At 68.1% G+C, this 22,199-nt stretch carries 20 protein-coding genes; 7 read left to right on the top strand and 13 right to left on the bottom strand.

The window, feature by feature from the left end; genetic code table 11:
* Positions 1-35 precede the first annotated feature (35 nt).
* Positions 36-212 (top strand): DUF3606 domain-containing protein, encoded by a 177-nt coding sequence (locus MKK49_RS17770; protein ID WP_244030903.1) that lies wholly within the window; start codon positions 36-38, stop codon positions 210-212.
* A 223-nt stretch (positions 213-435) separates the two neighbouring features.
* Entirely contained in the window at positions 436-1,179 is a 744-nt protein-coding gene (locus MKK49_RS17765; RefSeq protein WP_244030902.1) for a competence/damage-inducible protein A, read from the top strand.
* Here MKK49_RS17765 and MKK49_RS17760 read toward each other — a convergent pair.
* A complete protein-coding gene (locus tag MKK49_RS17760) occupies positions 1,176-1,355 on the bottom strand; it encodes a hypothetical protein (protein WP_244030899.1) in 180 nt (59 codons plus the stop codon). The two genes, MKK49_RS17765 and MKK49_RS17760, sit on opposite strands and share 4 nt — an antisense overlap.
* Positions 1,356-1,592: 237 nt before the next feature.
* Here MKK49_RS17760 and MKK49_RS17755 point away from each other — a divergent pair, with 237 nt between their 5' ends.
* Entirely contained in the window at positions 1,593-2,477 is an 885-nt protein-coding gene (locus tag MKK49_RS17755; protein ID WP_244030897.1) for an outer membrane protein, read from the top strand.
* Between the two features lie 109 nt (positions 2,478-2,586).
* Here the strand turns inward: MKK49_RS17755 and MKK49_RS17750 are convergent, their stop codons facing one another.
* From MKK49_RS17750 to MKK49_RS17710, 9 genes are all read right to left on the bottom strand, one after another.
* Positions 2,587-3,021 (bottom strand): GlcG/HbpS family heme-binding protein, encoded by a 435-nt coding sequence (locus MKK49_RS17750; RefSeq protein ID WP_244030895.1) that lies wholly within the window; start codon positions 3,019-3,021, stop codon positions 2,587-2,589.
* Positions 3,022-3,181: 160 nt separating this feature from the next.
* On the bottom strand, positions 3,182-4,156 hold the full coding sequence (locus tag MKK49_RS17745) for an HpcH/HpaI aldolase/citrate lyase family protein (protein WP_056086317.1): 975 nt from the start codon (positions 4,154-4,156) through the stop codon (positions 3,182-3,184).
* 124 nt (positions 4,157-4,280) lie between these two features.
* Positions 4,281-7,040, bottom strand: coding sequence for a phosphoenolpyruvate carboxylase (locus MKK49_RS17740; RefSeq protein WP_244030893.1), 2,760 nt, complete (start codon positions 7,038-7,040; stop codon positions 4,281-4,283).
* A gap of 279 nt (positions 7,041-7,319) precedes the next feature.
* Complete coding sequence (gene sucD, locus MKK49_RS17735; RefSeq protein ID WP_244030891.1) at positions 7,320-8,213, bottom strand: succinate--CoA ligase subunit alpha; 894 nt, start codon at positions 8,211-8,213, stop codon at positions 7,320-7,322.
* A gap of 18 nt (positions 8,214-8,231) precedes the next feature.
* A complete protein-coding gene (locus MKK49_RS17730) occupies positions 8,232-9,425 on the bottom strand; it encodes a malate--CoA ligase subunit beta (RefSeq protein WP_244030889.1) in 1,194 nt (397 codons plus the stop codon).
* Between the two features lie 248 nt (positions 9,426-9,673).
* Positions 9,674-10,300 (bottom strand): methenyltetrahydrofolate cyclohydrolase, encoded by a 627-nt coding sequence (gene fchA / locus MKK49_RS17725; protein ID WP_244030888.1) that lies wholly within the window; start codon positions 10,298-10,300, stop codon positions 9,674-9,676.
* Between the two features lie 3 nt (positions 10,301-10,303).
* Positions 10,304-11,164, bottom strand: coding sequence for an NADP-dependent methylenetetrahydromethanopterin/methylenetetrahydrofolate dehydrogenase (locus tag MKK49_RS17720; RefSeq protein ID WP_244030886.1), 861 nt, complete (start codon positions 11,162-11,164; stop codon positions 10,304-10,306).
* A 121-nt stretch (positions 11,165-11,285) separates the two neighbouring features.
* Positions 11,286-12,224, bottom strand: coding sequence for a D-2-hydroxyacid dehydrogenase (locus tag MKK49_RS17715; RefSeq protein ID WP_244030885.1), 939 nt, complete (start codon positions 12,222-12,224; stop codon positions 11,286-11,288).
* A gap of 104 nt (positions 12,225-12,328) precedes the next feature.
* Positions 12,329-13,537 carry an aminotransferase class V-fold PLP-dependent enzyme gene (locus MKK49_RS17710; RefSeq protein ID WP_244030884.1) on the bottom strand — a complete coding sequence of 403 codons (1,209 nt, stop codon included), beginning with the start codon at positions 13,535-13,537 and terminating at the stop codon, positions 12,329-12,331.
* A gap of 715 nt (positions 13,538-14,252) precedes the next feature.
* On the opposite strand from MKK49_RS17710, the gene MKK49_RS17705 reads away from it, so the two are divergent.
* Genes MKK49_RS17705 through MKK49_RS17695 form a run of 3 tightly spaced genes read left to right on the top strand, consistent with a single transcriptional unit; the run spans position 14,253 to position 16,894 of the window.
* Entirely contained in the window at positions 14,253-15,077 is an 825-nt protein-coding gene (locus tag MKK49_RS17705; RefSeq protein ID WP_244030883.1) for a UDP-2,3-diacylglucosamine diphosphatase, read from the top strand.
* A complete protein-coding gene (locus MKK49_RS17700) occupies positions 15,074-16,162 on the top strand; it encodes a glycosyltransferase family 4 protein (RefSeq protein ID WP_244030882.1) in 1,089 nt (362 codons plus the stop codon). Before MKK49_RS17705 ends, MKK49_RS17700 begins: the two co-directional genes overlap by 4 nt.
* A 57-nt stretch (positions 16,163-16,219) precedes the next feature.
* The gene (locus MKK49_RS17695) at positions 16,220-16,894 is read left to right on the top strand and encodes a ribonuclease HII (protein WP_244030881.1); all 675 of its coding nucleotides are present in this window, start codon (positions 16,220-16,222) and stop codon (positions 16,892-16,894) included.
* On the opposite strand, the gene MKK49_RS17690 is transcribed toward MKK49_RS17695, so the two are convergent.
* Entirely contained in the window at positions 16,845-17,960 is a 1,116-nt protein-coding gene (locus MKK49_RS17690; RefSeq protein WP_244030875.1) for a PA0069 family radical SAM protein, read from the bottom strand. The genes MKK49_RS17695 and MKK49_RS17690 overlap by 50 nt on opposite strands.
* Positions 17,961-18,128: 168 nt before the next feature.
* On the opposite strand from MKK49_RS17690, the gene MKK49_RS17685 reads away from it, so the two are divergent.
* Positions 18,129-18,650: a hypothetical protein gene (locus MKK49_RS17685; RefSeq protein ID WP_244030871.1), complete on the top strand. Its 522-nt coding sequence runs from the start codon at positions 18,129-18,131 to the stop codon at positions 18,648-18,650.
* A 4-nt stretch (positions 18,651-18,654) separates the two neighbouring features.
* On the opposite strand, the gene MKK49_RS17680 is transcribed toward MKK49_RS17685, so the two are convergent.
* Together MKK49_RS17680 and ligA are read right to left on the bottom strand one after the other, a co-directional pair.
* Positions 18,655-19,521 carry a 3'-5' exonuclease gene (locus MKK49_RS17680; protein WP_244030869.1) on the bottom strand — a complete coding sequence of 289 codons (867 nt, stop codon included), beginning with the start codon at positions 19,519-19,521 and terminating at the stop codon, positions 18,655-18,657.
* A 48-nt stretch (positions 19,522-19,569) separates the two neighbouring features.
* A complete protein-coding gene (gene ligA, locus MKK49_RS17675) occupies positions 19,570-22,032 on the bottom strand; it encodes an NAD-dependent DNA ligase LigA (RefSeq protein WP_244030868.1) in 2,463 nt (820 codons plus the stop codon).
* Positions 22,033-22,199 lie beyond the last annotated feature (167 nt).

Genomic DNA, 22,199 nt, shown 5'->3' with positions numbered 1-22,199 from the left:
CACGGAGCCGGCTTTTCCTTCCCAAGGGTTTGACCATGATCGTCGACCAGATCTCCGCCAAGTCCGCCCCGAAGACCCACCTCGACATCTACGACACCCAGGCCCGCTCCAGCATGGCCGCCCGCCTCGGCGTGTCCGAGGACCGCCTGCGCAAGGCGGTCCACATCGTCGGTTCGCGCATCTCGACCCTGACGAGCTATTTTCACAAGTAGGGCGTTTCGCACCGAACCGAGGGGGCGCCATGACCGGCGTCCCCTTTGTCATGAGTGGCGCAGCGCCCTCCCCTGCCCCCAGCAGGTTTCGCAAAAGCGGTCACCGGCTTTGCGTCGAAACCCCGCGACAGACCAGGGCGCAAAAGCAGGGTGAAGCGTTGGCTTGCCGACGCGGACCTGATTAGGTCGATCCGATACCGCTCATCCGCGCATTCGGACCGTCATGACCGCTCCCATCACCGCCGCCATCCTCGTCATCGGTGACGAAATCCTGTCCGGCCGGACCAAGGACAGGAACATCGGCACCATCGCCGATTACTGCACCGCGGTGGGCATCGATCTGCGCGAGGTCCGCATCGTGCCCGACGAGCAGGATCGGATCGTGGATGCCGTCAACGCCCTGCGCACCGGCCACACCTACCTCTTCACCACCGGTGGCATCGGTCCGACTCACGACGACATCACTGCCGACAGCGTGGCCGCCGCTTTCGGTGTTTCCATCGACGTCGATCCGCGCGCCAGAGCGATGCTGCTGGAGCGGCACAAGCTCGAGGACCTCAACGAGGCCCGCCTGCGCATGGCCCGCATCCCTGCCGGCGCCAGCCTCATCGCCAATCCGGTCTCGAAGGCGCCGGGCTTCCGCCTCGGCAACGTCTTCGTCATGGCCGGCGTGCCGACGATCATGCAGGCGATGCTCGATTCCATCGGCCCGACCCTCGAGACGGGCGCCCGCGTTCTCTCCCACACCATCGAGGCCGGCAACTTGCCCGAGGGCACCTATGCGGGCGATCTTTCGGACGTGGCCAAGGCCCATGCGGGCGTGTCCATCGGCTCCTACCCGTCGATGACCCAGACGGGATTCGCTAACCGGATCGTGGTGCGGGGCAAGGACGCCGAGGCTTTGGACGCGGCCAGGACCGATATCGAAGCCCTGGTCGCGCGTCTGCGCGGGGACGCTCTCCGCTAGGCCCGCATCACCGGCTTCGCCTTCACGGCCGCCGCCAGGGCCTTGAGGTGGCGGTTGAGGTCGGCGATCTCGTTCAGCGCGATGGTCTTATGGCCGTCCTTGACCGCACGCTCGATGTCGCTGACCTGTTCGGTCGCGATACGCTTCAGTTCGGCGGCGAGTTTGTCCCGTGTCATCGTCGCTCCTGTCACGGCTCTGGGGTCACCGCCCCTGATAGAACCGCGTGCTTAACCGGCCGTTGTCACCGGTTGTCGGCAGGGCCACACGGTGCCGCTTTCGTGATCGGGACGTGGGGGTTACGGGCGGGCCGCCTGCATTCCAGTCGGAGGTGTTGCACTGCGGGCATAGCGGGCCGACGCGGCGCGACGTTAAGCTCGGCACAGACTTCAGCCCTTTGCCGAGAACCCACTCCCATGTTCGCCAAGCTCCTCCTGGCCGGCACCGCAGCGATCCTCGCCGTGTCGAGCGCTTCCGCCGCCGATCTGCCGCGCCGCGCCGCGCCGCCGCCGGTCTTCACCGCCGTGCCGGTGTTCACCTGGACCGGCTTCTACCTCGGCACGCACAGCTCCTACGCCTTCAGCGACCGCCAGACCATCCGCACCACCGGCAACAACAACGGCCTCGGTGGCATCACCAACACGCAGCTGAACGTCGCCCAGGGCCGTCGTCCGGGCAACTTCCGCTCCGAGCAGGACGGCATCGGCAACGTCGGTGGCGGCATCGGCTACAACTACCAGTTCACCCCGGGCTCGGGCTTCGTCGTCGGCGCCGCCGCCGAGGTGACCTGGACCGACATCAGCAAGAGCTACAGCTACTTCGGCCCGGTCATCCCCGGCGTGAACGTGGCTGCCGATCCGAGCAACCTGCGCCAGCGCCTCGACTACCTCGGCACCGTCACGGGCCGCCTCGGCTACGCCTTCGACCGGTTCCTCGTCTACGGGACCGGCGGTTTCGCCTACGGCAACGTCAACTACAGCGCCGGCTTCCTGAATCCGGCCGGCACGCTCGCCTATGCCGGCAAGTTCAACGGCATGGAGACGGGCTACGTCTACGGCGGCGGCGTCGAGTACGCGATCCCCACGGACAGCTTCCTCAACCGCTTCAACTTCCTCGGCGGTCTCCTCGGCGCCAGTGCCGTGACCCTGAAGGCCGAGTACCTGCGCTACGACCTCGGCAGCCGCAACATCACCGTGAACACCACCGGCCTCACCGCCGCGACCGGCTCGTACACCTCGCGGTTCACCACCGAGGGCAGCATCGTCAAGGCCGGCTTCAATTACAAGTTCGGCGGCCTCTGAGGTTCGCCGCGCGGCGGTCCCCAAGGACCGCCGCTTCGACAAAGCAACACGAAAAGGCCCTGCTCTCGCGAGCAGGGCCTTTTCGTTTGAGTCGGAGCTCCGAGGGAGTTCAGGTCCGCCAGGGATGCGCCGGCAACTCCGTGGCGCCGATGGTGCTGGCGCCGGCGAGCGCCACGGCGTGGTCGTCCTCCACCGTCGAGCCGCTGACGCCGATGGCGCCGGACATCTCGCCGTCCTTGTCCACGATGGGGATGCCGCCCGGGAAGGTGATCAGCCCGTCATTGGAATGCTCGATGCCGTAGAGCGGACCGCCCGGCTGCGACAGGGCACCGATCTGCCCGGTCGTCATGCCGAAGAACACCGAGGTCTTGGCCTTCTTGTGCGCGATGTCGATGGAGCCGACCCAGGCCCCGTCCATCCGGTAGAACGCCTTCAGGTTGCCGCCGGAATCCACGACGGCGATGCACATCTGTGTGCCGAGCTCGACGGCCTTGGCGCGGGCCGCCTCGATGGCCTTGTGGGCGTCTTCGATGGTCACGTGCATGGTGTTTCTCTCCGTTTTCGTCGTTCGTGACGCGGATCCGCGTTGGCGATGCGTCCACTGGCGCCGCCGGCGAATGCTGCGACATTCCGTGCCGGATGGCAAAACGGCCGCCCTCCTGGGGCGGCCGTCCTGCGTCTCGATGGATGCGACCCGATTGGGATCAGTTCGACGCCATCGCGTTGGCCTTCTCGATCAGGGCCTCGGCCATGCGGATCGAGGCGATGTCGATGAGGCGGCCGTCGAGGGAGACGGCGCCGCGGCCGGCCTTGGCGGCCTCTTCCATGGCGACGAGGATGCGGCGGGCCTTGGTGACCTCGGCCTCGGACGGGGTGAACACGTCGTTGGCGAGGTCGATCTGCGACGGGTGGATCGCCCACTTGCCCTCGAAGCCGAGGGCCGCGCAGCGCTTGGCTGCCGAGACGTAACCGTCGGGATCGGAGAAGTCGCCGAACGGACCGTCGATGGGGCGCAGGCCGTAGGCGCGGCAGGCGACGAGCATGCGGTTCTGGGCGAACAGCCACGGGTCCTGCCAATGGGTCTGGCGGTTGCCGGCCTCGTCCTTGTCGGTGAGCACGGAGAAGTCGGGGTTCACGCCGCCGATGACCTGGGCGCGGGCGCGGGTCGAGGCGGCGTAGTCGGCGACACCGAACGACATGGCCTCCAGGCGCGGCGAGGACTGGGCGATGGCCTCGACGTTCGCCATGCCGAGCGCCGTCTCGATGAGCACCTCGAAGCCGATCTTCTTCTCGCGCTTCTTGGCCTGCTCGATCTGCGTGGTCAGCACGTCGATGGCGTAGACGTCCGCCGCGACGCCGACCTTGGGGATGAGGATCATGTCGAGGCGCGGACAGGCCTCCACGATGTCGACCACGTCGCGATACATGTAGTGGGTGTCGAGACCGTTGATGCGGATCATCATGGTCTTGGTGCCCCAGTCGATCTCGTTGAGCGCCTGGATGATGTTCTTGCGGGCCTGCTCCTTGTCGTCGGGCGCCACCGCGTCCTCGAGGTCGAGGAAGATCACGTCGGCCTTCGAAGACGCTGATTTTTCCATGAAGGTCGGGTTGGAGCCGGGAACGGCAAGTTCCGAGCGGTGGAGGCGCGGCGTCGCCTGCTGGATGAGGGTGAAGCTCATGGGTGTTTCCTTGCTCTGCGGGTGGTGTTCTGGCCGATGATGCAACGCTTGGACGCGTGGCACCATACGGGGCGGGATTGCGCCTTCGCGCGGTCCGAAGGCCGTGCCCGGCCCACGGTATCCTTTAGCCGGTCGCGCCGAAGCCGACGGCGATGCAGTTGATGGACAGCAGCAGGGCGGATTTGACCGCCTCGCGCTTGTCCTCGTCCTCCTCCGCCCGGAAGCGGCGCAGCAGTTCCACCTGCTCGCGGCTGACTTGGTTGATGGTCGGCAGGCGGCCGTTGAGGCGGTCTCGGAACAGGGGGAAACGCGCGGCGAGTTCGGAATCGCCGCTGACCCGTAGGCACATCTCCCGGGTGAGCGCGTACTCGGCCTCGATGAGTGGGAAGATGCTTTCGCGGGCCTTCACGTCGGGGACGAGGCTCGCGTAGTCGCGGGCGATCTCAAGATCCACCATCAGCAGGGTCTTCTCGACCTCGTCGAGGATGAGACGGAACGCCTTCGACTCGGCGAACAGCCGCTTCAATTGCGCCTCGCCCTGCGCGCCGCGCACGTCGAGAAAACTCTTCAGCCCCGAGCCGACGCCGTACCAGCCGGTGATCACGTGGCGGTTCTGCGACCAGGCGAACACCCACGGAATCGCCCTCAGGTCGGACAGCGAGCGTGCGCCGAAGCGCCGGGCCGGGCGCGAACCGATGTTGAGGAGCGCGATCTCGTCGAGCGGGCTCGCCGCACCGAAATAGGTGACGAGGTCGGGGTGCTGGATGAGGTTGACGTAGGCCGCGCGGGACGCGCCCGACAAGGCCTCCAGGCAATCGTCGAACTCGTTGCGGGGGATCTTGGCGGCGTCCCGCTCGGATTTCAGGGCGTGCGCGAACACCGAGGAGGCGAGCAGCTCCATCTGGTAGGCGGCGGTACCCCGGTTGGCGTACTTGAACGAGACGACTTCGCCCTGCTCCGTGGTGCGGAAGCGCCCGTTGATGGAGCCCGGCGGCTGGGCCGCGATGGCCCGCGCGGTCGGCGCCCCGCCCCGGCTCACAGAGCCGCCGCGGCCGTGGAAGAAGGCGATGGGCACGCCCGACGCCTTTCCGAGATCGGTGAGTTTCCCTTGAGCCTTGTACAGCTCCCAGTTCGAGGCGACGAAGCCGCCGTCCTTGTTCGAATCCGAGTAGCCGATCATCACCTCCTGCACCCCGCCCTGCCAGCGGGTCGAGCGGCGCACGACGGGAATCGCGAACAGCTCCTTCATGATGGCCGGCGCCGCGCGCAGGTCGTCGATGGTCTCGAACAGGGGCACGATGGGCAGGCAGCAGATCTCGGTGCCGGTGGCGTCGAGGAAGTTGCCGGCCTCCTTGGCCAACAGGTAGGCGCCGAGAATATCCTGCACCGAGCGCGTCATCGACAGGACGAACGAGCCGAAGGCCTCGCGGTCGAGCTGCTCGCGCATCTCGCCGACGAGGGCGAAGGTCTCAAGGGTCTCGCGGGCATCGTCGGGCAGGTTCTCGAACGAACGCTCGCCCTTGCGGGGTTTCGCGAGCTCGTCCAGCAGCCACTTCTTCCACTCGGGCGAATCGAGGTCCGGCGGTGTCTTGTTCTGGCCGTTGGCTTCGGCCCACAGGGCGTGCAGCGTCTTCGTCGTGCGCGTGGTGTTCTCACGGAGATCCAGGCGGACGGTGGAGAACCGGAAGATCTCGACCATGCGGCGGACGGGGCGCACGAGGTCGGTGGCGAGCGACGGGCATTTCGCATCGGCCAGCCCCTGCTCGAGGGTGCGCAGGTCGTTGATGAGGGTGTCGGCGCTCGGATAGTCCGGCCCCGTGGAGCGCTGGCCCTCGTTGCGCCGGATCGTGGCCTCCAGCTTGCGCAGGATGCAGGTGAGGAATTGGCGGTAGGCTTCACCCGGGTTGCGGCTGGCGATAGCACGGCCGTCGCCGCTCTCGGCGAGCAACTGCGCGAGTTCGGCCTTGAACGTCGCCGGCACCGGCAGGGAGCGCTCGGTGAGCGAGAGGGTGCGGCCGAGGGCCGTGACGCCGTCCCGGTACCGGCGCAGGGAGGCGAGCGCATTGCGCTGCAGGGTGGCGCGGGTGACCGACGCGGTGACGTAGGGGTTGCCGTCGCGGTCGCCGCCGATCCACGAGCCGAACTGGAAGAATGGCGGCACCTCGAACTTCTCGTCGGGGTAGTACTGCGCGAGGCTCTCCTCAAGGGAGTAGAGCACCTCGGGCAGCATCTCGAACAGAGTCTCGTCGAAGAAGTGCAGGCCCCAGGCAACCTCGCGCTCGACGGTGGCCTTCTCCAAATGGAGCTCGCCCGTCATCCAGACGAGTTCGATCTGATCGCGCAGCTCGTTCATGAGGCCGTTGCGCTCGCGCTCGGTCCAGCGCGGCAGCTCCAACTCGCGCAGCACGAGGTAGATGCGACGGAACTTCTCCAGTACGGTGACGCGCTTGCCCTCCGTCGGATGTGCCGTGATGGTCGGGCGGATGCGCAGGTCCTTCAGCAGCGCGTGGATCTCCGGCGCCTTGATGCCGCTCTGGGCGGCCTCGGCCAGGACGGCGCTGAAGCTGCCGCTCAGCGCTTCGCGGCCCTTCGTGCGCTCGACCTGCCGGCGGCGGCGCATGGCGGCGTTCTGCTCTGCGATGGAGAGAAGCTGGAACCAGATGCCCTGCACCTGGAGCGCGCGGGCGAGGAGTTCAGGCGAGAAGTCCGAGATGTTGGCGCGGCCGTGCAGCACCTCTTCCAACTCGGGCTCGTGCCGGCGCGCCACCTCGACGAGGGCGCGGAACAGGATGTCGAGCGCTTCCTTCGACGAGGTGCCCGTGATCACGGGCGGCGCGAAGGTGTGGTCGATGGCTGCGACCGGGGCGTGCAGGGTATCCGTCATGGACAAGGCCACCTCGAAAGGAATTTGTGCCGATCGACCGCGACGGAGGCGGGCGATGGGAGGGCGGCCGCCCCGGTAGCATGGGACCGGCTGCCGGGACGATCAAGCGTCGGGTTTTGTGGCACAAGATCTGTGTGTATTGCCCCCTCCCCTCTGCGGGAGAGGGTGGACCGCGTAGCGGGTCGGGTGAGGGGAGCGACGCTTCCGGAGAGGTCGCCCCCTCTCCCGGTCGCTCCGCGACCACCCTCCCCCGCAGAGGGGGGAGGGTCTTGCGTCAGTTCACGCCGCCAACTTGCGCATTACCTGCGCCACCGTCGAGCCGAACTCGCCGGGGCTCGGTGCCACGGTGAGACCGTACGAGCGCATGATCTCCGCCTTCTCCGCCGCGCTGTCGCCCGTGGCAGAGATGATGGCGCCGGCGTGACCCATGCGGCGACCCTTCGGGGCCGTGAGGCCGGCGACGAAGCCGATGACGGGCTTCGTCATGTTCTCCTTGATCCAGGCGGAGGCCTCGGCCTCCTGCGGACCGCCGATTTCGCCGATCATGAGGACGGCCTTCGTCTCGGGGTCCTGCTCGAACAGGGCGAGGTGATCGAGGAAGGACGAACCGTTGATGGGGTCGCCACCGATGCCCACCGAGGTGGTGATGCCGATACCCTCTTCCTTCATCTGCGCGGCGGCCTCGTATCCGAGAGTGCCCGAGCGCGAGATCACGCCGACATTGCCCTTGAGGTAGATGTGGCCGGGCATGATGCCGAGCATCGACTTGCCGGGCGAGATGATGCCGGCGCAGTTCGGGCCCACCACCATGGTGCGCTTGTCCTTGGGGTAGCGGCGCAGATACCGCTTCACCCGCATCATGTCCTGGGCCGGGATGCCATCGGTGATGGAGCAGATCAGGGCGAGGCCCGCATCGGCGCCTTCCATGATGGCGTCGGCGGCGAACGGCGGGGCCACGAAGGTGATGGAGGTGGTCGCACCCGTGGCCTCCACGGCCTCCTTGACGGTGTTGAACACCGGCACGCCGAGATGGGTCTTGCCGCCCTTGCCGGGGGTGACGCCGCCGACGACGTTGGAGCCGTACTCCATCATCTCCTTGGCGTGGAAGGTGCCCTTGTCGCCGGTGATGCCCTGAATGATGATCGGGGTCTTCTCGTCGATCAGAATGCTCATGACGTATCCTCCCCGTTCTCAGTTGGCGCGCTGGCCGGAATTGTTCTTGGCGGCGGCGCAGGCCTCGACGGCCTTGGCGGCGGCGTCGGACAGGCTGTTGGCGGTGATGAGGTCGAGGCCGCTCTCGGCCAGGATCTTCTGGCCCGCCTCGACGTTCGTGCCGGCGAGGCGGACGATGAGGGGCACGTCGATCTTCACTTCCTTCGCCGCCTGAATGACGCCCTGAGCGACCCAGTCGCAGCGATTGATGCCGGCGAAGATGTTGACGAGGATCGCCTTGACGTTGCGGTCCGAGAGCACGAGGCGGAAGGCGGTCGCGACGCGATCGGGCGAAGCCCCGCCGCCGACATCGAGGAAGTTCGCCGGCTCGCCGCCCGCGTGCTTGATCATGTCCATGGTGGCCATGGCCAAGCCGGCGCCATTGACGATGCAGCCGATCTCACCCTCGAGACCGATGTAGCTCAAGTTGTGCTCGGCGGCCTGGGCCTCGCGCGGGTCACCCTGCGAGGGATCGTGCATGTCGGCGATGTTGCGCCGGCGGAACATGGCGTTGTCGTCGAACGACATCTTGGCGTCGAGGGCCAGGACGCGATCGTCCTTGGTGACGACGAGGGGGTTGATCTCCAGCATGGTGCCGTCGCAATCGCGGAACGCCCGGTAAGCGTTCATGATCGTCTTCACGGCGGCCGAGACCTGACGGATGTTCAGCCCGAGCTGGAACGCGATCTCGCGAGCCTGGAACTGCTGCAGGCCGACCGCCGGCTCCACGACCACCTGAATCAGGGCCTCGGGCTCGTTGGCGGCGATCTCTTCGATATCCATGCCGCCGCGCTGCGAGGCGATGACGCGCACGCGCTCGGCTTTCCGGTCCAGCACGTAGCCGAGGTAAAGTTCGCGCTCGAACGGATCGGCGGTCTCGACGTAGACGCGCTGCACCGGCTTGCCTTCGGGGCCGGTCTGCAGGGTGACGAGGCGCTTGCCGAGCAGGTCCTTGGCGGCGTCGCGGACCTCGTTGTAGGTCCGGCACAGCTTGATCCCGCCGGCCTTACCGCGGGCGCCGGCGTGGATCTGGGCCTTCACGGCCCAGAATGAACCACCGAGCTCGGTGGCGGCATAGACCGCCTGATCGGGGCTGAAGGCCACCGCGCCCTTGGGAACCGCCACGCCGAAGCCAGCGAGCAACTCCTTGGCTTGGTACTCGTGAACGTCCATGTGCGATCTCCTCGACGTTTCCTCGGAGCGGACCTTCTCGTAAATTTCACTTCGCGAAAAGGCCTTTGTCGTTTATATTTTTTTACATTCTCGTTGAGTCTGCCTTGAAGGCAGTTGGAATGCTTCTGATTCTGAAGAAACTCGGCCGCTCACCTTGGCGTTAGGGTCGCGGCCGCAAGTTTCGTGCAGGGTGAGTCCCCACTCTCTATTGTGCGATGCGAGACACGATCGCCTCGCATCGTAAGGGGTCAGTTCACCTTCGCCTTGACGACTTCGTAGATCGACTCGTTGAGCGGTCCGGCCGAGCCGAGCAGGGTCTCGAGTTCCTGGAGACGCGCGTCCGCGAAGGCGCGATCGTCCAGGCCTTTGGCGTTGACGTAGACGTTGAGCGCGGCGCTGCGCAGACCCGCATGGGCGGACAGCACCGCGACCCCGGCATCGGAGATGACGTTCAGATTGCCCTTGTCGGCGACGGGCTGGGCGAGGTCGATCACCTTGCGGCAGGCGCGGCAGCATTCCAGGGGCACGTCGGTGGCGACCTTGAGGGCCGCCTGGATCTTCTCCGCCCGCGCGGCCTTCTCCTCGTCCGTAGTCTTGGGAAGCCCGTAGGCGCCCATCACCGCGTCGAAGGCCGCCACGTCGTCGGCGATCATACCCGTCAACTCGGCCCGGAGCGCCTCGGACTTGGCCAGGATCTCCTTCAGCTCGCCCTCGACCTCGACGTACTTCTTCTTCCCGATGGTGAGGTTGCACACCATGCTGAGCAGCGCCGCCCCCATGGCGCCATGGATGGCGGCGGCACCGCCGCCGCCGGGGGTCGGGGCCGAACTCGCGAGCCCGTCGAGGAAGGTCTGGATGGTTGCGTCGGCAGCCATGGCTCAGGCCATCTTCTTGGCGAGGGCGTAGATCTCCTCGGCGTCGAGCACCTGCTCGGTGCTGTCGAAGAGCTGGCCGACGCAGGCGCGGTGAAGCTTCAGCTTCAGGCCGCCGATGCCGAGCGCCCCGAACACCTTCTTGCCGTGGCGTTCCTTGCCCTTGTCCATGGCGTCGATGCCGCCGAAGCCGAGCGGGGGCTGCGCGTTGTAATCGGCGACGAACTCGATGCTGGCCTCGTCCTTCCAGTCGGCTTCGGACAGGAGCTCGATGCCGATGGCGCCGGCGGAGAACACGAGGTTCTGGCCCTTGACGATGGCGGCGCGGGAGGCGGCGTCCGGCGTCGCGGCGGCCGAGATCTCGACCTTGAAGCGCTTGTTGATCTGGTCGGCGGCGGCCTGGGCCTTGTCCAGCGAGCGGCCGCAGAGGATCACGCTGGCACCTTCCTGGGCCAGGAGTGCCGCCGAGCGCATGCCGACGGGTCCGGTGCCGGCCAGCACCACGGCCTTCTTGCCTTCGAGCGACCCGGCGGCCTTCTGCACCAGGGCGACGCCGGCGGCGGCAGTGGTGTTGGAGCCGTTGGAATCGAGCATCACCGAGACGCGGAACGGGCCGAAGAAGCGCTTCTTGACCGCGCTCAGCACCGCCTCGCCGGCCGCCATGCTGCCGCCGCCGACGAAGATCGCCGTGGACTTCTTCTCGGAGCCGCCGCGGGTGTAGATCGTGCCATCCACCAGGGCGCCGACGTTCTCGGGCGTGACGTTGCCGTAACCGGTGATGTGATCGGCGCCGCCATCGTAGCCCACCACCACGTCGAACACGCTCGGCACGGCATCGGTATCGAATTGGAACAGGAGTTTTTTCATTGTTCTTGATCCCTATCGTTTCCGCGCTTGGCGCGGCTGGCGTTTATTCTTGCGTTCTCGGTCGCTGCATCGCTGCCGGATATGACGCAATCCCCTCCCCTCGGCGGTGAGGGAATGCGGATCAGACCACGTTCTGCGGCTTGCCCGCGACGAAGGCCTCGACGTTGTCGACGAGCTGGTCGGCCAGAATTTGCATGGCTTCCTTGCTCGCCCAGGCCACGTGCGGCGTGACGATGAGGTTCGGCAGGTCGAGCTCGCACAGGATGTTGCCGTTCTTCGGCGGCTCGGTCACCACCACGTCGAAGCCCGCGCCACCGATGGTGCCGTTCTGGAGCGCCTGGGCGAGGGCCTCCTCGTCGACGAGGCCACCGCGCGCGGTATTGATGATGAGCGCGTGCTTCTTCATCTTCGCGAGCTGTTCGCGGCCGATCATGTTGCGGGTCTCGGGCGTCAGCGGCGCGTGCAACGTGATGACGTCGGACTGGGTCAGGATGGTCTCGAAATCGACGAGCCCCTCCTGCGGGAACACGTCGTAGGCGATGACCTTCATGCCGAGCGCTTCCGCCCGCTTGGCGATGGACTTGCCGAGCGCCCCGTAGCCGACGATGCCGAGCGTCGAGCCGGCGATGTCGTGGATCGGGTAGTCGAAGTAGCAGAACTGGGTGGATTTCGCCCAATCGCCCCGGCGCACGGAATTGGCGTAGGGAACGATGGCCCGGCGCAACGCGAAGATCAGGCCGATCACGTGCTCGGGCACGGTGTTGAAGGCGTAGTTGCGGATGTTGACGACGGTGATGCCGAGCTCTTTGGCCGCCGCCTTGTCGACCACGTCGGTGCCGGTGGCCGCGACCGCGATGAGCTTGAGGTCAGGCAGCTGCTTCAGCACGTCGGCCCGCATGGGCACCTTGTTGATGAGAGCGATCTCGGCGCCCTTCAGGCGCTCGACGATCTCCTCGGGCGTCCAGGTCGAATCGTACTCGACGTAGTCGTGCGGAAAATTGAACTCCCGGACCTTGGCGTCGAGGGACTCGCGGTCGAGGAACACGATTGTCTTCGTCATGGAATCCCTCAGGTCGATCCGGCCGAACCGCCGGCAGCACGGTCTTCGATGGGGTTGCCGGGGCGAAGGATCGCCCCGGCATTCGTCGGATCAGGCCCTGTAGATCAGGCCTTGGCCAGGGGGTTCTCGCGCAGGTAGCTCGACGCGGCGGCCACACCCGAGCCGGGCGTGACCTTCACGCCGTGGTCGAGCATCGCCATCTCGGCACCCGCGATGGCGCCGAGCAGCGACAGCTCGTTCATGTCGCCGACGTGACCGATGCGGAACACCTTGCCGGCGAGCTTGTTCAGGCCGGCGCCGAGCGCGAGGTTGTAGCGGACATAGGCGTGCTTGATGATCACCGCGCCGTCGATCCCCTCGGGCACCACGATGGTGGTGACCGTGTCGGAGTTCCACTTGGGCTCCTTGGCGCAGGTCTTGAGACCCCAGGCCGCCACGGCCTGGCGGGTCGCCTCGCCGAGCACGTGGTGGCGATGGAAGACGTTCTCGAGACCTTCCTCGTTGAGGCAGGCGAGCGCCTCGCGCAGGCCGTAGAGCAGCGGCAGCGACGGGGTGTAGGGGAAGTAGCCGGCCGGGTTCTGCTTCTGGTGGTCGGCCCAGTCGAAGTAGACGTGCGCGAGGCGGTCGTTCTTGCCCGCGGAGGCTTCCGCCGCCTTGAGGGCCTTGTCGCTGACGCAGATCACGCCGAGGCCGGCGGGCAGCATCAGGCCCTTCTGGGAACCGGCGATGGCGCAGTCGACGCCCCACTCGTCCATCTTGTAGGGCAGCGAGCCGACCGACGACACGCCGTCGACGAACAGCAGGGCCGGGTGGCCGGCCGCGTCGATGGCCTTGCGCACGGCGCCGATATCCGAGGTCACGCCGGTGGCGGTCTCGTTGTGGACGACCATGACGGCCTTGATCTCGTGGTTCTTGTCGGCCCGCAGGGCCTCACCGATCCGCTCGGGATTGGCGCCAGTGCCCCACTCCTCGTCCTGCACGATGACGTCGAGGCCGAGGCGCTCGGCCATGTCGACCCAGAGCAGGCTGAACTGGCCGAAGCGCGAGGTCAGCACCTTGTCGCCGCGCGCCAGGGTGTTGGAGAGAGCCGATTCCCAGATGCCCGTGCCGGAGGACGGGAACAGGAAGATCGTGCCCTTGGTCGAGCCGAACACCGCCTTGGTGTCCTCGAACAGGGGCTTCGTCAGGGCGGGGAAGTCCACCGAACGATGGTCCTCGGACTGCACCACCATCGCGCGCAGGACGCGATCGGGGATGTTCGTCGGGCCAGGAACGAAGAGGTGGTTACGACCCGGCCGTCTCGTTGCCGCCATGATAATGTCTCCGGTTCTCAGGGTTGAGTGCGCGCGGAAGGTGCGACGCGATGGTTCAGTGGCGGAAGGCCTGCCCGATGGGGCCGCCCTTCCGGGTGGGATCGATGACGAGACGTCGGCCCGGTCGGGCCGCCCTCTCGGGTGGGCAGGCTCCTACGCGGTTGCGGATCGGCCGGATACCCGGCCCGCTCCACTTGCCCTCAGGCAATATGCCCGAAGGAATTCGACGGCTTCGTCCTATGGCGGAAACCCCGATCCCATCGGGAGCGAGGCGCCGAGCTGTCGATGGACTGCAGGGCGTTCGAGACCAACGCCGCGATGCGCGGACGCATCGAAACGCGCGGACAACCGTGGACGGGTCCGACGATCTCAAGCCGTTCTCCAGGCCAGGGCGCGCTCGAAGAACCGCGCCACCCCAGGCCGTGCAGGCGCCATGCTGCCCCGTATGTCGCTGCCCTTCTTCACCTCGCAGGGCTCCGGACGCGCGATTTCCCGCGCGGTCCGGTGGGGCACCTTGGAGGGGACTATGCCTTCCTTCGCGCAGGAAGGAAAACCCGAAAAACTTCGCGAAACGTCAAATAATTTTATAGCTTCGAAAGGATTGCGATGCGGTGCCGCACGGTCGGCTTGGGCCTCTGATGGCCAGTCGGCGTCATCAAAGTGATACGGGAATCCGATTTGGCTCGGTCCGATGCAGCAAGGCTCGGAGACCATCATGGGCGAAGATCCGGAGACGACGATCCGCGTCCGAACCCTGTTCCTGTCGGACATGCACCTCGGCACCAAAGGTTGCCAAGCGGCGTTGCTGCTCGAATTCCTGCGCGATTACGATGCCGACGAGATCTACCTCGTTGGCGACATCGTCGATGGCTGGCAGCTCAAATCGGGGTGGTACTGGCCCCAAAGCCACAACGACGTGGTCCAGAAGCTCCTGCGCAAGGTCCGCAAGGGCTCCAACCTCGTCTACGTGCCGGGCAACCACGACGAGTTCCTGCGCGACTACATCGGGATGACCTTCGGGGGTATCGAGGTGGCCGACCAGCGCGTTCACGTGGCGGCGGACGGCAAGCGCTACCTCGTGATCCACGGCGATCAGTTCGACATGGTCGTGCGCCACGCCCGCTGGCTCGCCTATCTCGGCGACGGCGCCTACACGGCGGCCCTGTTCATCAACACCCACCTCAACACCCTCCGCCGGCGCCTCGGCCTCGCCTACTGGTCGCTCTCGGCCTGGGCCAAGCTCCGGGTGAAGAACGCCGTGAACTTCATCGGCAAGTTCGAGGAACTCCTCGCGGCCGAAGCCAAGCGCGTTGGCGCCGACGGGGTGATCTGCGGCCACATCCATCACGCGGCCAACCGCACCATCGGCGGGCTGACCTACCTGAACACCGGCGACTGGGTGGAAAGCTGCACTGCCATCGTCGAGCACTACGACGGCACCATGGAGGTGCTGCACTATCCCAGCCTCGTGCGCGCCCGGGTGTCCCGTGATGAAGCGCGTTCCGGACAGCGGCCCGACGGCGCCCGGGCCGTCGCGTGAGGCTCCTCATTGCCACGGATGCCTGGCACCCGCAGGTCAACGGCGTCGTGCGCTCACTGGAGCACATGGCGGCCGCCGGTGCGACGCTCGGCGTCGAGACGGTGTTCCTCACCCACGAGGACTTCGCCTCGGTGCCCCTGCCGGGCTACCCCGAGATCCGCCTGTCCTGCGCCACGCGCGGGGCCGTGGCCCGGCGCTGGGAAGGGCTACGTCCCACCCACGTCCACATCGCCACGGAGGGCACCGTCGGCTACGCGACGCGGCGCTACTGCCTGAGCCATCGCCGGCCCTTCACGACGAGCTATCACACGCGGTTTCCCGAATACCTCGCGGCGCGTGCGCCCGTGCCGGAATCCTGGAGCTACGCCTGGCTGCGCCGGTTTCACGGCGCGGCCAACGGCACCATGGTCAGCACGCCGTCCCTGGAACAGGATCTGTCCGCGCGGGGCTTCACCAACCTCATGCGCTGGACGCGCGGGGTCGACACCGACCTGTTCCGGCCCAACGTCAGCGACGCTGATCCGCTCGCCGGGCTACCCCGGCCGATCTTCCTGTTCGTCGGGCGCCTGGCCGTCGAGAAGAACGTCGCCGCCTTCCTCAGCCTCGATCTGCCCGGCTCCAAGGTGGTTGTGGGCGACGGGCCGGACCGGGCGCGTCTTTCGGCGCTCGCCCCCGACGCGCATTTCCTCGGCACCCGCACGGGAGCGGCCCTGGCGGCGGTCTATGCCGCCGCCGACGTGTTCGTGTTCCCGAGCCTCACCGATACGTTCGGTATCGTGCTTCTCGAGGCGCTCGCCTGCGGCGTGCCCGTGGCGGCCTACCCGGTCACCGGCCCCCTCGACGTCATCGGCGGTACGGATGCGGGGGTGCTCGACCACGATCTCCGTCGCGCGGCTCTCGCGGCTCTCAACATCCCGCGCGACCGATGCCGGGCGCAGGCCCTGCGCTACACCTGGGCCGAGAGCGCGCGGCAATTCTACGGGAACATCGCCGAGGCCCACGGCACGCCCGGCCCACGCTCACGCCCCGGCCCACGTGGCAACACGGTGGTTCTGGGCACAGGAACCAACGCCCCGGCGTGGTGACTCGGGCGGGTCGGACTGGCAGGGTCAGGCGCCATTCCCGACACCGCGTTCGCTCCGATGCTCCCCTTCGACGCCGCCTTCGCGAAAGACTATCCGGCCGTGATCGGGTGCGACGAGGTCGGGCGCGGGGCGCTGTGCGGACCCGTGGTCGTGGCGGCGGTGTGGTTCGATCCAACAGCGTTCCCGGGCGAAATCCTGGCGGCGCTCGACGATTCGAAGCGCCTGAAGCGGGCCGAGCGCGAGCGCCTCACGCCCCTCATCCGCGCCCACGCCCGGGTGACGCTCGCCGCCGGGTCGCGGGCCCTCGTCGACCGGATCAACGTGCGCGGCGCCACCCTCGACGCCATGGCGCGCGCCGTCCATCGCCTCGGGCTCGACGCCCCGGTACTGGTCGATGGCCGTGACGCGATCCCGGGCGTCGCCCTCTGCCGTCCGGTCATCGGCGGCGACCGCCTCGTGCCGCAGATCGCCGCCGCCTCCATCGTCGCCAAGACCGTGCGGGACGCGGTGATGCGATCGCTCGCCCGGCGCCACCCGGCCTATGGCTGGGACAGCAATGTCGGCTACGGCACCAAGACCCATCTCGCCGGCCTGGCGGCGCTCGGACGCTCGGCGCATCATCGCTGCAGCTTCACTCGCGCCTACGCGCCCGAGACCCGCGCCGACGCGCCCGACTCCGCCCTCAGAACAGCGACAGCTGCGCCGTCGGCCGGGCGAACAGGTCCGTCCTGAGCTTGAGACGCTCCTCGGGGTAGCCGAGGCGGCGCCGGGCGAGGCGCATGCGGCGCACGATGAGGTCGGCGTAGGGGCCGGCCCCGACCATGCGGTGGCCGTACTCCGCATCGTAGGCACGCCCGCCCCGGGCTTGGCGCACCAGGGACATCACGTGGGCGCGGCGCCCCGGATAGTGCTCGGCGAACCAGTCGTCGACGAGGGCGTCGAGTTCGAGCGGCAGGCGCAGCAGCACGTGGCTCGCCTCCCGTGCGCCACGCTCGCGGGCGGCCGCGAGGATCGCCTCGATCTCGTGGTCGTTGAGCGACGGGATCACCGGGGCGGCGATGACCATGACGGGAATTCCCGCCGCGCTCAGGCGTTCGATGGCCTCCAGGCGCTTCGTCGGATGCGGGGCGCGCGGTTCCAGGCGGCGTGCCAACTCGGGATCGAGGGTGGTGACCGACACGGCGACCTTCACGAGATCGTCGCGGGCGAGGTCGGTCAGAAGATCGAGGTCGCGCACCACGAGGTTCGACTTGGTGACGATTCCCACGGGGTGCCGGAACCGCGCGAGCACTTCGAGGACGCCCCGGGTGAGACGGTGCTCGCGCTCGATGGGCTGGTACGGGTCCGTCGCCGTTCCCAGCGCGATGGTGGCCGCCCGGTAGCCCGGCGCCGACAATTCGGCCGTCAGGAGTTTTGCCGCCTCCGGCTTGCGGAACAGCCGCGTCTCGAAATCGAGGCCGGGCGACAGGCCGACATAGGCGTGATTGGGCCGGGCGAAACAGTAGACGCAACCGTGCTCGCAGCCGCGATAGGGGTTGATTGATCGGTCGAAGGAAATGTCGGGGGAGGTGTTGCGGGTAATGATCGTGCGGGCACGCTCCGCCGTCACCTCCGTGCGCAAACGGACCGGAGCATCCATCTCCCAGCCATCGTCGAAGATCTCGCGCCGCGTCGCCTCGAAACGCCCGTCCGGGTTGGCCGTCGCACCGCGCCCGCGCCGGGTGTCGCTCGGGCGCGTCGTAGCGGAGAGGCGACGCGGGACGTCCGATGCATCTTTGTCCGACGGTTCCCGCTCCATAGCCTTCCTTCGCAACACGTCGCCTTGTCGAACATATCATGAACAGAATGAGAAGGCGCTGCACATAATGCGGGCAAAGCATCGTCTGGGTCTCAGGCTCCGCAATCCGGGCAGGAAACCTGGCGGGTGAACGGCTTCAGTCGGCGCGAAAATACGGTATGCGCGAGCATGATCTCCGCTTTGATCCATGTGGCACGGCCGGCCGATCCCGATGCGGTCGACCGTCTCGCCGATACCCTCGGCGCCCTCGTGGCCGGCGTCGCCGCCGGACTCGTCGGCGACGCGGTCATCATCGCACCGAGCCACAGCGCGGCCATGGACACCGTCGCCGAGGCCACGGGGGCCAAGCTCGTCCTGCGCCCACGTGGTGGTTCGGCGTGGTCCGCGGGTGCCAAGGCGGCGCGGCGCGAATGGGTGCTGTGCCTGGAGGCGGGCGACGTGCCGGCGGAGGGCTGGATCCGCATCCTCGACCGCTTCATCGGCACCGCCCGGCCCGACGTGACCCTGGCTCGCCTGCGCCGCCCGCATACGGGCCTGCCGGCCCGCCTCGCCGCCCGGGGCGAGGGCGTCATCGGCGTCGGTGCGCCCCGTCCCGGCGACCTCGTCCGCCGCGAACGCCTGCTCGCCGGCCCGCGCTTCGTGCGACGGGTGACGGTGCGCAGGCTGACGGCCCGCCTCGAGCGCTCGTGAGCGGTCAGGACTCGGCGGCCGCTTCCATCCGCAGGCGCAGGCGCTCGACGTCGTCGTGGTTGCCGGACAGCAGATCGGTGATGTCGCCATCGAGCAGGGCCGCGACATGGCGGCAGTGCGTGCCGTAGCGCCCGGCCATGCAGGTGCAGCGCAGGCGCAGGCCCGTCGCCCGCTCCTCCAGGGTGACGGCGTAGCGGTCGCCGCGCCGGCCCTTCACGGCGAAGCTGAGCGTCTGTACCGGTCGCAGCCCCAAGCCGGTACGGTCCGCCAGCCCCCCCGGAACGGTGCGCGGCGGCATGGCACGATCCGGTCCCTCCGGAACCGTCGTGACCGGCAGCCGGATGGCGCGGGACAAGCCGAAGACATCGGGCGCCCCCGTCCGGCGCACGGCCGCCAGGGCAATCTCGGCGCAGGCATAGGCATCCTCGCCGGCATCGTGATGCTCGAAGCGGATGCCGAGGCGCGCAGCGACCTTGCCGAGCCCGCAGCCTTCCTCCGCCGGAAACACCCGTCGGGCGATCTGGAGGGTGCAGAGGTAGGAGAAAGCCGGCGGGCGCAAGCCGTAGGCGGAAAGCGACGCGCGCAGGACGCCCATGTCGAACCCGGCATTATGGGCGAGCACCAGACCGCTCGCGAGATCGGGCAGGAACTCGGCCATCACCTCGGGAAAGGTCGGCTGGGTCCGCACATCCGCCGGCACGATGCCGTGGACCCGGATGTTGCCGGGCGAGAACCGCAGCTCCGGCGGCCGGATCAGCCGCGATTCGCGCCGCACCACCGCACCGTCCGCGATCCAGGCGAGACCGACGGCGCAGGCGCTGTCGCGCCGCTCGTTGGCAGTTTCGAAGTCGAGGGCCACGATGTTTTGCATGGATGTCCGCGGGTGGCCCGTCTCCTCTACGCTCAGCGAAAATCCACCTCAAGCGCCGGCCACGAGGGCGAGCCAGGCCTCCTCGCTCACGACCTCGACGCCGTGCTTCTCGGCGTCCTTGAGCTTCGAGCCTGCGCCCGGGCCGGCGACCACGAGGTCGGTCTTGGCCGAGACGGAGCCCGAGACCTTGGCGCCGAGGCGCTCGGCCGTGGCCTTGGCCTCGGAGCGGGTCATGCGCTCCAGGGAGCCGGTGAACACCACGGTCTTGCCGGCGAACGCCGTCGCGGCCATGGGCGCGGCCATGGGCTCCGTGGTGACCGCTTCGAGCAGCGCCCGGACGGCCGCGTCGTTGTGCGGCTCGTTGAAGAACGCGATCAGCGAATCCGTGGCGACCGGTCCGATCTCGCCGTCGTCGGCGAAGTGGCGGTAGGCATCGCCGGGGCGCTGGGACGCCGCCCGCGCGATCCCACCGGCAGCGGCATCGGCATCGCCGTAATGGGCGAGCAGGCTCGCGCGCTGGGGCGCGGTGAGGCGGATGCGGCCGGCCGCCTGAACGGGCTCGGCTGTGGCCTCGTCCTCCTCTACCTCGGAGACCTCGCGCGGGTAACCGACCTCCAGCAGGCGGTCCCGGGTCGTCGGACCGATGCGCGAGAGGGAGGAGAGTTCGATCCAGTCCGGTCCGGCCTGGGCCTCGGCGGCAGCGGCGACCCCGGCCATCAGGGCGGCCATATCGGGAAAGCGCTTCGCCAGGGCTTTCGCCGTCGACTCCCCGATATCGGGAATCCCCAGGGCGAACAGGAAGCGGTTGAGCGGCAGGCGGCGACGGTCCTCGACGGCGGCGAGCAGGTTGTGGATCGCCTTGTCCTCCTCCTCGCCCTTCTTCTTCGTCGGCTTCTTCGGCGCCGGCGCGCCCTCGGCCCGGCGCTCGGCGGACAGGGCCTCGCGGCGCGCGACGATGGCGGATTTCAGCTCCTCGAAATCGAGGCGGAACAGGTCGGCCGGCTGCTTGATCACACGAGCCTCGAACAGCACCTCGATGTAGGTTTGCCCGAAGCCTTCGAGATCGAAGCCGTTGCGCGAGACGAAGTGCTTCAGGCGCTCCACTCCTTGCGCCGGGCAGATCAGTCCGCCTGTGCAGCGGCGCACGGCGTCCGGCTTGCCCGTGCGCGGGTTGATCTCGCGGATCGCGCGGCTGTCGCAGGCGGGGCAGAAGTCGGGGAAGACGAAGGGCTTCGAATCCACCGGGCGCTTGTCGAGGACCACATCCATGACCTTGGGGATCACGTCTCCGGCCCGCTGCACCACCACGGTATCGCCGACGCGGATGTCGCGGCCGTCGCGGATCGGCTCGCCGTCACCGCCGACCCCCTGGACGTAGCCCTCGTTGTGCAGCGTCGCGTTCGACACGACGACGCCGCCCACCGTCACCGGACGGAGCTTGGCCAGGGGATTGAGCGAGCCCGTACGACCGACATTGATCTCGATGTCCTCCAAGACCGTGAGCGCCTTCTGGGCGGCGAACTTGTGGGCCAGCGCCCAGCGCGGCGAGCGCGAGACGAAGCCGAGGCGCCGCTGCAGGGCGAGGCTGTCGACCTTGTAGACGACGCCGTCGATATCGTAGCCGAGGTCCGCCCGCTCGGCCTCGATGCCGCGGTAATGGGCGATCATCGCCGCTGCGTCGGTGCAGCGTTCCGTGCGATCGTTGACGGGCAGGCCCCAGCGCCGGAACGCCTGGATCATCCCGTACTGGGTCTCCTCGGGCACGGCCGACATGTCCCCCCAGGCGTAGGCGAAGAACTTGAGCGGCCGCGAGCGGGTGATCTCGGGATCGAGCTGGCGCAGGGAGCCGGCGGCCGCGTTGCGCGGATTGGCGAACAGGGCCTTGCCGGCGGCCTCCTGGCGCGCGTTGATGGCAGCGAAATCCGCGTGCGAGAGGTAGACCTCGCCGCGCACCTCGCAGATCTCCGGCACGTCGTCGCCGGACAGGGTCTCGGGGATGCTGTCCACCACGCGGGCATTGCGCGTCACGTCCTCGCCCGTCTCGCCGTCGCCCCGGGTCGCGGCGGTGACGAGGCGGCCACCCTCGTAGCGGAGCGACAGGGACAGCCCGTCGATCTTCGGCTCGGCGGTGAAGGCCAGCGGCTCGGCTTCCGGCCAATTCAGGAACCGGCGCACCCGGGCGACGAACTCCTCGACCTCCGCCTCCGCGAAGGCGTTGCCGAGCGACAGCATGGGCACGGCATGCCGGACCTTGGCGAATTTTTCGGACGGCTTGGCGCCCACCGACAGGCTCGCCGCCCCCGTACCGGCGAGATCGGGAAACCGAGCCTCGATCTCCTCCAGGCGACGGCGCAGGGCGTCGTACTCGCCGTCCGAGATCTCGGGGGCGTCCTCCTGATGATAGAGCCGGTCGGCCTCGGCGATCTTTTCGGAGAGGGCCGCGTGTTCGTGCTGGGCGCCCTCGGCCGTGAGGCTGTCGAGGGAGTCGGGGGACGGCTTCGATGCGGACATGCGGGCTGCTTTACGACGGGGACCGGCTTTCCCGCCCGGCATACAGCACGGCGCCGGGCGCCGCATCGCCCTGGGGCAACACCGGATCGCGAACCCCGCGTGTGCGACCGCACGTCGCCCACCGTAACTTCGGCCCGCCCCGGCACGTAGATACGGCAGAGACGGCG

Origin of the sequence: Methylobacterium sp. J-090 (assembly GCF_022829345.1) — a bacterium.
Lineage (GTDB): Bacteria > Pseudomonadota > Alphaproteobacteria > Rhizobiales > Beijerinckiaceae > Methylobacterium.
Note: the sequence above shows the minus strand (reverse complement) of the source record. Positions and strands in the feature narration are given on the sequence as shown.